The following is a 13,861-nucleotide window of genomic DNA, read 5'->3' as shown; positions in this document are numbered from 1 at the left end:
ATGTATGAAGGTTTGTTAAAACAGTATCAAGCGTATTTGCCCGTAACAGAAAAAACACCAATGATTTCTTTAGCCGAAGGAAATACGCCACTGATTCCTTTACCTAATTTATCCAAAGAATTAGGTATTCAATTATATGGAAAATACGAAGGCTTAAATCCCACTGGCTCATTCAAAGATCGCGGGATGGTGATGGCTGTAGCAAAAGCGGTAGAAGAAGGTGCCAAAGCGATTGTTTGTGCTTCTACAGGAAATACTAGTGCCGCCGCTGCTGCGTATGCCACAAGAGCAGGCATTAAAGCGTATGTAGTGATTCCAGAAGGGAAAATCGCACTGGGAAAATTGGCGCAAGCTATTATGTATGGGGCAGACATTATTTCGATTCCAGGTAACTTTGATGAAGCATTAAAAGCGGTGCGAGAGATTGCGAAAACTGAGGCAGTTGCGCTAGTTAATTCAGTGAATCCTTATCGCTTAGAAGGGCAAAAAACAGCAGCTTTTGAAGTTTGTGAACAATTAGGTCAAGCGCCCGATGTCTTAGCGATTCCAGTTGGAAATGCCGGCAATATTTCCGCTTACTGGAAAGGCTTTAAAGAATGGCATGAAAAACAAGGAACAACTTTACCAAGAATGCATGGTTTTGAAGCAGAAGGTGCCGCAGCGATCGTGAAAGGCCAAGTGATTGAGCAACCTGAAACCGTGGCAACAGCGATCCGGATTGGGAATCCTGCTAGTTGGCAATTAGCAGAACAGGCACGGGATGAATCCGGTGGTTTCATTGATGCCGTGACAGATCAAGAAATTTTAACGGCTTACCGAAAAATTGCTGCTCAAGATGGGGTTTTCATTGAACCTGGTTCGGCTGCTTCATTAGCTGGAGTTATTCAACATGTTAAAAGCGGTAAAATCAAAGCAGGTGAAACCGTCGTGGCAGTCTTTACTGGTAACGGACTGAAAGATCCTGATACAGCAATGGAGACAGAAGTAGCTATTTCAAAAATGAGTGACGTGGAAGAAATGCGTCTGCACTTACGAAAAGGAGTCGCAACACTATGAAAATAAGAGTACCTGCCACTAGTGCCAACTTAGGACCTGGCTTTGATTCATGTGGCATTGCATTATCCGCTTATTTAACAATCAACGTTTTAGGTGAAAGTGAATTTTGGGAAATTCAACATACTCTGGGAGAAGAGATTCCTACTAATGAAGAGAATTTATTAATTCAAACGGCATTGAAAATTGCACCAGAATTAACACCAAAAGTTATTCGGATGGTTTCTGACATTCCCCTTGCAAGAGGACTAGGCAGTAGCTCAAGTGTGATTGTAGCAGGCATTGAATTAGCTAACCGACTAGCACATTTAAATTTGTCCCCTAAAGAAAAAGTCCGTTTGGCCACAGAGATGGAAGGACATCCGGATAATGTGGCCCCAGCTATTTTAGGAGATTTCGTGGTGGCTAGCCATGTAGAAAACCAAGTCTACCATGTCAAACATCACTTTCCAATGTGTGATGTCATTGCATTTATTCCAGAGGAACCATTATTTACCGAAAAAAGTCGCGCTGTTTTGCCCGAAAAATTGACTTATAAAGAAGCGGTCGCGGCCAGCTCAATTGCCAATGTTATGATTGCCGCAATTTTAAACGGAGATTTACCTTTAGCAGGCAAAATGATGGAACAAGATAAATGGCATGAAACGTATCGTCGTTCATTGGTTCCTCACTTAAAAGAAATTCGTCGTTTAACTCAGCAAAAAGGTGCTTATGGCTCTTTCTTAAGCGGTGCTGGTCCAACTGTGCTAATCTTGTCGCCAGAAGAACGAACCAACGAAATTGTTCAAAGTTTGGAGAAATTATCTACCAAAGCGAGCATCCAAATTTTCAATATTGATCAAGAAGGCGTTCAAGTCTTTTAAAAAAACGAGAAAAAATCACTAGTGATTTTTTCTCGTTTTTTTTAATCCTCGGATGTTTCCGTGGAATAATAACTATGATCTTCTAAGTTCAAAGCATTAAGAATCATTGAGGCAGTTTCTTCAATTGAAAGAGAAGCGACATCAATAACGATACAACCTAATTTTTGATAAAGATCATTAGCAAAAGCCAGTTCTCGCCGAATTTTTTCAATATCTGAATAAGAAGTATTTTCAGGCAATCCATATGCGCGCATTCGTTCTTTACGAATCCCGTTTAAAACATTGGGATCGTTGGTTAAGCCAACAATTTTTTTAGGGTCCATTTCGAATAATTGTTTCGGTAAATGTGCTTCAGGAATTAGTGGCAAATTAGCAACTTTTAAGTTCTTGTTGGCTAAAAAGAGACTTAGCGGTGTTTTAGAAGTTCGGGAAACACCAAGAAGTAACACATCCGCTTCTAAAAAGCCTCGTGGGTCCTTGCCATCGTCATATTTGACAGCAAATTCCATTGCTTCAATTCGTTTAAAATAATTTTCATTCAGATGATGTAAGGCACCTGGTTCCCGCATAGGTGCGACACCTGTTAATCGTTCGATTTCCGCAACAGGTGGTGTCAAAATGTCAAAATGGAACAATTGATGCTCATTGAAAAATTGATTAGCAATCGCCACGAGATGATCATTAATGATAGTATGCAGTACCATGGCCTCTGCTTTTTTGGCATCTTCTAACGCTTGCACCAGTTTATCTTCGTCTTTAACGAATGTTCGTCTAATCAAAGTAAAATCAACAGTGGGGTACTGGGCCATTGAAGCAGCCGCCAATTTTGAAGCGGTCTCGCCAGCAGAATCTGAGATGACAAAAATCGTCACACATTTTTTTTCTTCAGAAATAGTCATAGAGGGTAAGTCCTTTCTTGCATTTTTAATAATTTTATTATACCATAAGTCCAGAATCTATTTCGTAATGATTCTGATTTAGGTTGGTGAGGGAGGAAATGGTGATGGCACCAGTAAAAACCAATATTGAACAAGCCTTAGAAACCATGAAAGCCAGTGGATTAAAATATACTAAAAAACGAGAATTACTGATGAGCTATTTGATTAAGCGAAATCGGTATGTTTCTGCACGTGAAGTGTATGAATTTATGAATGAAACCTTTAAAGGAGTCAGTTATGATACGGTTTATCGTAACTTGCATGACTTTGAGCGCTTAGAATTACTGGAAAAAACAGAATTAAATGGCGAGCAAAAGTTTCGCTTCCGTTGTTGCCAAGAGGTGGAACATCATCATCACTTTATTTGTACGGTTTGTGGCAAAACGGAAGAAATTCACATGTGTCCGATGAATTTTTTTGAAGAACAGTTAAAAGGTTGTTCAATTGAAGGACATCGCTTTGAAATCCTTGGTCGTTGTGCCGATTGTTGCGAAAAATAGCGAATAAGACGAAAAATCAAACAAAAATTTCGTATTTTATCAGTAGAGTGGTTGACGGTTATTTATGCTTTAGCTATAATATAACAAGGACAGTATTTTAATTTGTGGGTTTTTCCCACAAATAAGAAAAACGGTTACTTTTTAAGCTCGGAGGGAGGGAATAACATGTCAAAAACAGTCGTTCGTAAAAACGAATCTCTTGATGATGCTCTTCGTCGCTTCAAACGTTCCGTTTCAAAAGCGGGTACTTTACAAGAATCACGTAAACGTGAATTCTACGAAAAACCAAGTGTAAAGCGTAAGAAAAAATCTGAAGCAGCTAGAAAACGTAAAAAATTCTAGTTTTGAATGAATTGGAGTTGGTGGTATGTCATTGCTAACCACATTGAATGACGACATTAAAACAGCGATGAAAGCTAAAGACAAAGAAACTTTAGCCGTACTTCGTATGTTAAAGACTGCCATTCAAAATGATCAGATTAAAGCGGGCCGTGAATTGAACGGAGAAGAAGAACTCACTGTATTGTCTCGTGAGATGAAACAGAGAAAAGATTCTTTATCAGAGTTTGAAAAGGCGGGACGCGACGATCTTGTTGAAAAAGTAAAAGTTGAAATAGCAATTGTTGAAAAATATATGCCTCAACAACTAACGGAGGAAGAAATTCGTCAACTAGTTCAAGAGGTAATGACGCAAACTGGCGCCACTTCACCAAAAGATTTTGGTAAAGTGATGGGCGCTATGATGCCGAAAGTCAAAGGCAAAGCCGATGGCAACCAAGTTAACGCAATTGTGAAAGAATTATTACAAGAAAACTAAGAGCGTTATCGAAACTAGGACAGGATACTGTCCTAGTTTTTTTATGCAAAGAGAAAACCGGTAGCTTTTTACGGTTTTCTCTTTTTTGACTTTCAAAGTCAAATCAGGTACGACTTCTTTTTAAACAGATAAGAATGTGGTATCATTGTAAAGGACTATATAATAAAGGAGATGGACGTTTTTTGACAGATAATCAGTCAAAATCTTTGGAATTAATACTTACTGATTCTGATGATGCACACATGCTTTTAGGAACACATGATAAACATATCAAATTTTTAGAAGAGAATACCCACGTAACGATTAATAGTCGTGGCGAAGTTATTCAGTTAATTGGCGAATCATCAGAGGTAGAGTTAGTCGCTTCCGTGTTAAGAGCGCTACAAACATTAATTCAACGAGGCATCAAAGTGCATACGCCAGATGTCGTTTCTGCTTTAAAAATGGCCAAAGCTGGAAATTTAGAGGCGTTTATTGCCATGTATGAAGAAGAAATTATGAAGGACCATCATGGTCGGGCCATCCGAATTAAGAATGTTGGTCAAAAAAAATATATCGATGCAGTTAAAACTCATGACGTCATTTTCGGGGTGGGACCTGCGGGGACAGGAAAAACCTTTTTAGCCGTGGTGATGGCAGTAGCAGCTTTAAAAAAAGGCGAAGTACAAAAAATTATTTTAACTCGTCCAGCGGTGGAAGCTGGCGAAAGCTTGGGCTTTTTACCAGGTGACTTAAAAGAAAAAGTCGATCCTTATTTACGTCCAGTTTACGATGCCTTGTATCAAATTTTTGGTATGGATCATACAAATCGTTTAATGGAACGCGGCGTTATTGAAATTGCCCCGCTTGCTTATATGCGTGGTCGTACATTGGATGATGCTTTTGTCATTCTAGATGAAGCACAAAATACCACGGTTGCCCAAATGAAAATGTTTTTAACTCGTTTAGGGTTTAGTTCAAAAATGATTGTTAATGGAGATACTAGTCAGATTGACTTGCCACGTGGTGTAACAAGTGGTTTAGTTAACGCCGAGCGTACGTTAAAAGACATTGAAAAAATTGCCTTTGTAAATTTTGAAGCCAGTGACGTTGTGCGTCATCCGGTTGTGGCACAAATTATTCAAGCCTATGAAAAAGAACAACAAAAGCATTCCTAAGCAGTTAGGGAAGGAGTGAAAGTACCTTTTGAAAAAAGTACTTACAAAGTTAGGGGATCGTTTAGGTAAAGCCTATTTACCTATTTTATTAGCCGTTTTTTCTCTTCTTTTATTTATGATTATGTTTGGCAGTGTCCATCAGAAAAGAGTAGAAATTAAAGAAGGTCAACTGGCCGAGAAAACCATTCGTGCAAATAAAAATATCGAGAATACCTACGAAACAGAACAAAGAAAAAAATTGGCAGCAGAAGCTGTCACACCCGAATATATTTATCAAGAAGATACGGCATCTGTCCAACATAATCGTATTGATAAATTATTTAAATTGATTGATTCTGCGAATGAAAAAGTAGACAAAGAGTACAGCAACAAGCAAGCGAAGGCCAAAAAGGAAGAAACGATTCCTGCGCCGACCGTGGAAGAACGAGTAGCTAGCTTAAAATCATTATTTGAATCTTTACCGCAAGATGAAGTTACGTTTTATCAAAGTTTTCCTAATGTTTTTTATCAAACAATCTTTACATTAACCTCTGAGCAATTGGATAAGGTTCGTTCAGAAAGTTTGATGTTGGTGGATGATGCGATGCAAAATCACGTTCGAGAATCTGATTTGGATAAAATTCGCCAAGAAGCTAACGGTAAAATTCAATACTTAGATATTACGAGTACCATGCAACAAGTCATTCGTTACATTGTTAACCAAGGGATTGTGGTAAACGATATTGCCAATGAAAAACGAACAGAAGAGCTACGCCAAAAAGCGATGAATGCTGTTCAACCCGCAATGATTTATCAAGGCGAAATTATTGTTCGTGAAGGTACTCAAATTGATGCAAAAGCGGTCGAAAAACTTGAGCTACTAGGAATGACTAGTCAAAATACCTCTATTTTTCCGATGGTGGCATTAGCATTAGCTATTTTACTTCAAGTTGAAGTGTTAATTTTCTTTACAAAACAAGTGACTGAGCCTTCGCGACAACGCTCGTTTATTATCTTTTACACGGGTGCTATGCTAATCAGTGTTATTTTAATGAAATTCTTCCAGATTTTCCAAACAGAGCAGTTGATGTATATTCCCTTGTTCTATCCGGCAGCCTTTGCGCCGCTAATTCTAAATCATTTTGTAAATCGTCGTTCAGGGATAATCGCTGCCATTTTCCAAGTCGTTTTTGCGTTATTTATCTTTTATAATTCTATTGGCACAAACTCGTTGACGGTTATTCTGATTATGTACTTATTCTCAGGATTTCTAGCAACAGTTGTTAAACGGAAACGGATGAGTGAGCAAGTTTTCCCAGCTTTAATGTGGGTAGTGGTCTTTCCTGTTTTCATGGCGGTTGTCTTAATGATTTATCAAGGAATGAGTTTAACAGATGGCAAAACGTGGACAGCTTTAATTTGTGCAAGTGCAGGAACGGTACTTTCATTTTTAGCAACAATGGGCTTGCATCCATATATCGAATTATTAGTGACCGATGATAGTATGATTGTCTTGAATGAATTAAGTAATCCGAACCATCCGTTGTTAAAACAACTGTTAGAAGAAGCGCCAGGTACCTATCATCATAGCATGATGGTGGCTAGTTTGAGCGCTAACGCTGTTGCTGAGATTGGCGGGCGGTCGCTATTAACACGAGTTGCTTGTTATTACCATGACATTGGTAAAATTAAACACGCCAATTTCTTTGTGGAAAACTTACCTGCTGGTGCAGAAAATCCACATAACTTTTTATTACCAGAAGATAGTAAACAAATTATTTTTGGCCACGTAATTGATGGCGCCAAAATTTTAGAAGAGTACAATATGCCGCAAATGGTGATTGACATTTGTCGTCAACATCATGGCACAACATTGATGAAATTTTTCTATGTGAAAGCAAAAGAACGCAATCCTGAAATTAAAGAATCCGACTTCCGTTATCCTGGACCACGTCCACAAACACGAGAAGCAGGGATTGTGAGTATTGCTGATACTTGTGAGGCTGCTGTGCGGGCGATGGATCATCCCACCAACGAAAAAATTCAAGCCTTTGTGCATAATGTGATTCAAGACAGAATTTCAGATGGCCAATTAGATGAATGTGGGTTAACGATGAAAGAGATTCGCATCATTGAAAAATCATTAATTAATGGATTATGCAGTACCTTCCATTCACGGATTAAGTATCCAAAAATGAAAGCTGAAGCAGAAGAAATGAAAGATGAACAAGAAAAGAGAGATGACTAATGGATATTACTTTCATTGATGAAACCGAGAAAGTACCAACAGAAGAAATCAAAGAAATCGAAAACTTGCTGCAATTTGCAGCGGGTTTTCTAGAAATTGCCGAAGATACGGAGATGTCGGTGACTTTTACAGATAACGCAGGTATCCAAGTGATTAATCGTGACTATCGGGGCAAAGATATGCCTACAGATGTCATCAGTTTTGCTTTAGAGGATGAAGGGGAAGACGAATTGCCAATTATTTTTGATGATGAAGAGTTGGCAGAGCTACCACGTAATCTAGGTGATTTAATTATTTCAACAGAGCGAGCAGCAGAACAAGCAGTTGAATATGGGCACACATTGGAGCGAGAAATGGGCTTTTTGGCAGTACATGGCTTTTTACATTTGAATGGGTACGATCATATGGAACCTGAAGATGAAAAAGAAATGTTTGGTTTACAGAAAGAGATTTTAGATGCGTATGGCCTTAAAAGATGAGCAAACAGGAAAGAATAAACATTTTATTAATTCATTAGAATTTGCCTGGCAAGGAATCAAAACAGTTTTTCGAGAAGAACGTAATATGCGCAAACATGTGGCGTTTGGTGTCACGGCCATTGTGTTTGGTTTCTTGTTTTCCTTAACACTTGCTGAATGGCTGTGGTTGTTATTGGCCGTTTTTCTTGTCTGGTTGGCAGAAATTATCAACACAATTTTTGAAAATGTCGTAGATATGTTTACGGATTTTCACTTTCATCCAATCGGGAAAAAGGTTAAAGACATGGCCGCAGGAGCTGTTTTATTAACAGCCGGTTTCGCAGTGCTAGTAGGACTAATTCTATTTGTACCAAAAATTTTACAAATCATTCAAATGTGGAAATAAGAGGAGAAATACAATGACAACTGAACATAAATCTGGTTTCGTAGCCATTGTCGGCAGACCAAATGTTGGAAAATCAACATTGTTAAATCGAATTGTCGGCCAAAAAATTGCAATTATGAGTGACAAAGCACAAACAACTCGTAATAAGATTCAAGGAATTTATACAATTCCTGAAGCACAAATTGTTTTTATCGATACTCCAGGGATTCACAAACCTAAACACCGCTTAGGCGATTTCATGGTGGAAAGTGCCTATAATGCGATGCGTGAAGTAGATGCTACTTTATTTATGGTAAGTGCTGATCAAAAACGCGGGAAAGGTGACGACTTTATTATTGAACGATTGAAAAATAATAATAGTCCAGTCTACTTGATTATTAATAAAATTGACAAAGTCCATCCAGATGATTTATTGAGTATCATTGAAGACTATTCGAAACAAATGGACTTTAAAGAAATTATTCCCATTTCTGCCACTGAAGGAAATAATTTTGAGCATTTGATGGATGTTCTCGTTGAGCAAATGCCAGAAGGACCACAATATTTCCCTGATGACCAAATTACGGATCATCCAGAATATTTTATCGTTTCCGAATTAATTCGTGAAAAAGTGTTACTTTTAACAAGAGATGAGATTCCTCATTCTGTCGCTGTCGTTGTGGACTCAATGAAACGGGATGAAAACGATAAAGTCCATGTCCAAGCAACCATTATTGTGGAACGGGACAGTCAAAAAGGTATCATTATTGGCAAAGGCGGAAAAATGCTGAAACAAATTGGTACCAAGGCGCGTCAAGATATTGAATATTTATTAGATGACAAAGTGTATTTGGAGCTGTGGGTAAAAGTCCAAAAAGACTGGCGTGACAAAAAAATCTATTTACAAGATTTTGGTTATCGCAAAGAAGAATATTAAGAAAGTAGTGTTTGGGAAGCGAGTGTATAAACGAACTTTCCAAACACTACACTAATTTACATAAGAAATGGAAGTGAATTGAATGGCATTAGGGGAGACCAAAGGCATTATTTTATTTACGAAGGATTTTAAAGAGAAGGATAAACTCGTCAAAATTTTTACAGAATCCTATGGAAAATTGATGTTTTTTGTGAAAGGCGCGCATCGAAAAAATAATCCTCTTTTGCCAGCGATTCTGCCATTTACAGAAGCCGTCTACATCGGAAATTTTAGAGAAGAAGGCTTATCTTTTCTCAATAGCAGCAAAGAAGTTCAACCTTTTCGAAACATTCAACAAGACATATTTATTAACGCATATGGAACATATATTTTAAACTTAGTCGATGCAGCAATTGAAGATCAGCACTATGATCCAAACTTATTTCAATTTACCCACATGGCATTATCCGCTTTAAATGAGCAAAAAGATCCGGAAATCATTACAAATATTTTTGAAATTCAATTGTTAGAACGGTTTGGTGTACGACCAGAATGGCATCATTGTGTGGCTTGTGGCGAAACACAAGGAAAATTTGATTATTCCTCAAAATATAGCGGTGTGCTTTGTGAAAAACATTGGCATTTAGATGAACAGCGCTACCATGCAGATCCTAGAGCAATTCATTTTATTCGCTTATTTTCGCAAGTCTCCTATGAAAAAGTCCAAAACATTCAAGTAAAAGAAGAAACTAAGAAAAGTATTCGAGAAACGATTGATATGTTATACGATGAATATGTTGGTTTGCACTTAAAAAGTAAAAAATTTATTGATCAAATGAAAACGTGGGAAAATACGTTAAAAATTCCGCCACGAAAGAAGGAAGAAAAAGAAACATAAACAAGCAGACGTTTTTCTAAAAAAAATTTGACAACTTCCCTCAGACACCGTATTATGATAGAGAAGTTAAATACGTACGAAGAAAAAGAGAAGTAAAAAGAACCCTCTGTTAAGCGAATCTGGGAGAGTGGGAGCCAGAAACACGGAACTTTTGAAAGGCACTTTGGAGTACGACAAACGAAGCTGCCGATGAACACATCGGAAGTAGGGTGGAACCGCGATAATTATTCGTCCCTATGTCTATTAATAGGCATAGGGACTTTTTGCTGTGAATCACTACGATTGGCGCAAAAGCGACAGAGTAGATGATGAACAGTACAAGGTGACCAAAGGGAACGTTGTCTCCTCTATGTTAAAACAAACTGCTTAGCCAAAAACATGGAGTAGATGATGAACAGCACAAGGTGACCAAAGGGAACGTTGTAACCGAATAAAAAAAGCAAACAGTTAACACCAAAAGAAAAAATAGTAACGTTTATTCAAAAAAGCTCAATTGGCGCAAAGGCGACAGAGTAGATGATGAACAGCATAAAAATTATCCCATTCTACAAAATTGTTTTTCTGTAGCCCTTTTTAAATTTACATTCCCGAAGTAAAGCCAATCCCTATGTCTATAAAAAATATTCCAAGGAGGAAAACAATGAAAAACAAGTTAACCGTACAAGAAATGATTTTAACCTTGCAAAAATTTTGGTCATCTAATGGCTGTATGTTAATGCAAGCCTATGATACAGAAAAGGGAGCCGGCACCATGAGTCCTTACACGTTTTTACGTGCCATTGGACCTGAACCATGGAATGCTGCCTACGTAGAACCTTCTCGTCGTCCAGCTGATGGACGCTATGGTGAAAATCCAAACCGTCTATACCAACATCATCAATTCCAAGTTGTAATGAAGCCTTCTCCTGAAAATATCCAAGAACTTTATCTAGAAAGTTTGAAATTATTAGGAATTGATCCATTAGAACATGACATTCGTTTTGTAGAAGATAACTGGGAAAATCCCTCAATGGGTTGTGCTGGTTTAGGTTGGGAAGTTTGGTTAGATGGCATGGAAATTACCCAATTTACGTATTTCCAACAAGTCGGGGGCTTACAATGTCATCCTGTCACTTCTGAAATTACTTACGGGTTAGAACGCTTGGCATCATATATCCAAGAAGTCGAAAGTGTCTATGATTTAGAATGGACACAAGGCGTTAAATATGGTGAAATTTTTGTGCAACCTGAATATGAACATTCAAAATATTCCTTTGAAATTAGTAACCAAGAAATGCTTTTAGAAAACTTTGACAAATTTGAAAAAGAAGCTAAACGCTGTATTGAAGAAAGTTTAGTTCATCCAGCCTATGATTATATTTTAAAATGTAGCCATACATTCAATTTATTAGATGCTCGCGGTGCTGTCTCTGTAACGGAACGTGCAGGATATTTAGCCCGCATTCGGAATATGGCTCGTTCCGTAGCGAAAATTTTTGTGGCTGAACGTGAAAAATTAGGGTTCCCATTATTAAATAAAGATCAAAGTGTATCCAAGGAGGCAGAATAACATGGCAAAAGATTTATTATTAGAAATTGGCTTAGAAGAAATGCCCGCACATGTTGTCACACCAAGCCGTATCCAACTTGAAGAAAAAGTAATCAAATTTTTAGATGAACATCATTTAGACTATGAAACAGTGCAATCCTTTGCCACACCTCGTCGCTTAGCCGTGAAAGTAACTGCGATTCCTGAAAAACAAGCAGATGTTGAAGAAGAAGTAAAGGGTCCAGCGAAAAAGATTGCTTTAGATGCTGAAGGAAATTGGTCAAAAGCTGCACAAGGTTTTGTACGCGGCCAAGGAGTTACAACTGAGGACATTGTTTTCAAAGAATTAAATGGTGTCGAATATGTCTATGTGACGAAGTTTACCAAAGGCCAAAGTGCCAAAGAGGTATTAACAAAATTAAATGACGTGATTACAAGTCTAACTTTCCCGGTAACAATGCACTGGGCAAACTATGATTTCGAATATATTCGTCCAATTCACTGGATTGTGGCACTACTTGATGATGAAGTAATTCCTTTCAAAGTGTTAGACGTGACAACAGGGCAAACTTCTCGTGGCCACCGTTTCTTGGGAGACGATGTGACGTTCCAACATGCTAATGAATATGAAGCAAAATTAAAAGAACAATTTGTAGTGGTTCAACCGAATGAACGGAAACAAATGATTGTTGATCAAGCGAACGCTCTCGCTGCAGAAAAAAATTGGCAGTTAGCTTTAGATGAAGAATTATTGGAAGAAGTTACGAATTTAGTGGAATATCCAACTGCATTTGTAGGTAGTTTTGATGAAAAATATTTATCTGTTCCAGATGAAGTATTAGTGACTTCTATGAAAGAACACCAACGTTATTTTGACGTTCGTAACGACCAAGGCTTATTAATGCCGCATTTTATCGCTGTTCGCAATGGGGATAATGTTCACCTTGAAAACGTGATTAAAGGAAATGAAAAAGTGTTAATTGCTCGTTTAGAAGATGCAGAATTCTTTTACAATGAAGATAAAAAATTAACGATTGAAGCATGTGTTGAAAAACTAAAAAATGTGACTTTCCATGAAAAGATTGGCTCAATTTATGAAAAAATGCAACGGGTTGCTTTAATTGCACAAATCATTGGTCGAAAAGTTGGCTTATCTGAGGATGAATTGGAAGATTTAAAACGTGCCTCTGAAATTTATAAATTTGACTTAGTAACAAATATGGTTGGTGAATTCCCAGAATTACAAGGAATTATGGGAGAAAAATATGCCTTATTACAAGGCGAAAAACCAGCCGTAGCAACGGCGATTCGAGAACATTATCTACCAACTTCCAGTGAAGGTGAATTGCCAGAAACAGCAATCGGGGCTGTTTTAGCCTTAGCCGATAAGCTTGACAGCGTCTTTTCATTCTTCTCAGTTGGTATGATTCCAACAGGTTCTAACGATCCTTATGCACTTCGTCGTCAAACCTATGGCGTTATCCGAATTATTGAAGATAAAGGCTGGACCTTCCCATTAGTTCAATTACAAACAGAAGTTGATGAAGCAGTGAATCAAGATGTTGAGAAATATGGCGTTTTACTAAACGAAGGACAAGCAGAAGTCGTTGAATTTGTGAAAGCTCGCTTACGTCAATTATTAATGACGAAAAATGTTCGCCATGACATTATCGATGCAGTGGTGTCTGCTGAGCAAGCCGATTTATCGAAATTATTTGCTTCAGCGAATATTTTAAAAAGCCGTTTTGAAGATCAAGATTTTAAACCATCAATGGAAGCCTTAACGCGTGTTATTAATTTAGCGAAAAAAGGTCAAGAACTTTTAGGTGATACTGAAGAAGGGATTGATCCAAGTCTGTTTGAAAATAAGGCAGAAAAAGAACTGTATCAAGCAGTTAACGATTTATCTGAAGCATTTGCGACACGCACGATTGCAGAAAACTATGAAGCACTAGTAAATCTACGTCCGTTAATTGATGCGTACTTCAATGAAACGATGGTTATGGTTGAGGATGAAAAAGTCAAACAAAACCGATTAAAACAATTAATGCAAATTGCTAAAATGGCGTTATCAATTGCTAGCTTAGATTTATTAATTGTAAAATAAAAAGCGCTGTTTTT

14 protein-coding genes are annotated in these 13,861 nt (G+C 37.7%); 13 read left to right on the top strand and 1 reads right to left on the bottom strand.

Going from position 1 to position 13,861, the window contains the following annotated elements; genetic code table 11:
- Together thrC and thrB are read left to right on the top strand one after the other, a co-directional pair.
- Entirely contained in the window at window positions 1-1,056 is a 1,056-nt protein-coding gene (thrC, locus tag IGL13_RS09185; RefSeq protein ID WP_002356733.1) for a threonine synthase, read from the top strand.
- The gene (gene thrB / locus IGL13_RS09180) at window positions 1,053-1,916 is read left to right on the top strand and encodes a homoserine kinase (protein ID WP_002359743.1); all 864 of its coding nucleotides are present in this window, start codon (window positions 1,053-1,055) and stop codon (window positions 1,914-1,916) included. Before thrC ends, thrB begins: the two co-directional genes overlap by 4 nt.
- Window positions 1,917-1,957: 41 nt before the next feature.
- Here the strand turns inward: thrB and IGL13_RS09175 are convergent, their stop codons facing one another.
- Window positions 1,958-2,815: a pyruvate, water dikinase regulatory protein gene (locus IGL13_RS09175; protein WP_002382760.1), complete on the bottom strand. Its 858-nt coding sequence runs from the start codon at window positions 2,813-2,815 to the stop codon at window positions 1,958-1,960.
- 98 nt (window positions 2,816-2,913) lie between these two features.
- On the opposite strand from IGL13_RS09175, the gene IGL13_RS09170 reads away from it, so the two are divergent.
- The 11 genes from IGL13_RS09170 to glyS all read left to right on the top strand — a co-directional run bounded on the left by IGL13_RS09170 (window position 2,914) and on the right by glyS (window position 13,847).
- Entirely contained in the window at window positions 2,914-3,354 is a 441-nt protein-coding gene (locus tag IGL13_RS09170; protein WP_002394710.1) for a Fur family transcriptional regulator, read from the top strand.
- Window positions 3,355-3,519: 165 nt separating this feature from the next.
- A complete protein-coding gene (rpsU, locus tag IGL13_RS09165; protein ID WP_002356740.1) occupies window positions 3,520-3,696 on the top strand; it encodes a 30S ribosomal protein S21 in 177 nt (58 codons plus the stop codon).
- A 25-nt stretch (window positions 3,697-3,721) separates the two neighbouring features.
- A complete protein-coding gene (locus tag IGL13_RS09160) occupies window positions 3,722-4,171 on the top strand; it encodes a GatB/YqeY domain-containing protein (protein ID WP_002356741.1) in 450 nt (149 codons plus the stop codon).
- 242 nt (window positions 4,172-4,413) lie between these two features.
- The gene (locus tag IGL13_RS09155; protein ID WP_369810298.1) at window positions 4,414-5,328 is read left to right on the top strand and encodes a PhoH family protein; all 915 of its coding nucleotides are present in this window, start codon (window positions 4,414-4,416) and stop codon (window positions 5,326-5,328) included.
- Between the two features lie 28 nt (window positions 5,329-5,356).
- A complete protein-coding gene (locus tag IGL13_RS09150) occupies window positions 5,357-7,555 on the top strand; it encodes an HD family phosphohydrolase (RefSeq protein WP_002356744.1) in 2,199 nt (732 codons plus the stop codon).
- Window positions 7,555-8,034, top strand: a complete 480-nt coding sequence (gene ybeY / locus IGL13_RS09145) for an rRNA maturation RNase YbeY (protein WP_002356745.1) — start codon at window positions 7,555-7,557, stop codon at window positions 8,032-8,034. The genes IGL13_RS09150 and ybeY overlap by 1 nt, the downstream gene beginning before the upstream one ends.
- A complete protein-coding gene (locus tag IGL13_RS09140) occupies window positions 8,018-8,419 on the top strand; it encodes a diacylglycerol kinase family protein (RefSeq protein ID WP_002382764.1) in 402 nt (133 codons plus the stop codon). The genes ybeY and IGL13_RS09140 overlap by 17 nt, the downstream gene beginning before the upstream one ends.
- Window positions 8,420-8,432: 13 nt before the next feature.
- On the top strand, window positions 8,433-9,335 hold the full coding sequence (gene era / locus IGL13_RS09135; protein WP_002359745.1) for a GTPase Era: 903 nt from the start codon (window positions 8,433-8,435) through the stop codon (window positions 9,333-9,335).
- A gap of 82 nt (window positions 9,336-9,417) precedes the next feature.
- A complete protein-coding gene (recO, locus tag IGL13_RS09130) occupies window positions 9,418-10,212 on the top strand; it encodes a DNA repair protein RecO (RefSeq protein WP_002374343.1) in 795 nt (264 codons plus the stop codon).
- Window positions 10,213-10,852: 640 nt separating this feature from the next.
- A complete protein-coding gene (glyQ, locus tag IGL13_RS09125; protein ID WP_002379669.1) occupies window positions 10,853-11,761 on the top strand; it encodes a glycine--tRNA ligase subunit alpha in 909 nt (302 codons plus the stop codon).
- A 1-nt stretch (window position 11,762) separates the two neighbouring features.
- Complete coding sequence (gene glyS, locus IGL13_RS09120; protein WP_002359749.1) at window positions 11,763-13,847, top strand: glycine--tRNA ligase subunit beta; 2,085 nt, start codon at window positions 11,763-11,765, stop codon at window positions 13,845-13,847.
- The last annotated feature ends 14 nt before the right edge of the window (window positions 13,848-13,861 follow it).

It is taken from the genome of Enterococcus sp. DIV1937 (assembly GCF_050535975.1).
GTDB lineage: Bacteria > Bacillota > Bacilli > Lactobacillales > Enterococcaceae > Enterococcus > Enterococcus faecalis.
The sequence above is the reverse complement of the archived record's forward strand: the minus strand, read 5'-3'. Positions and strand labels throughout refer to the sequence as shown.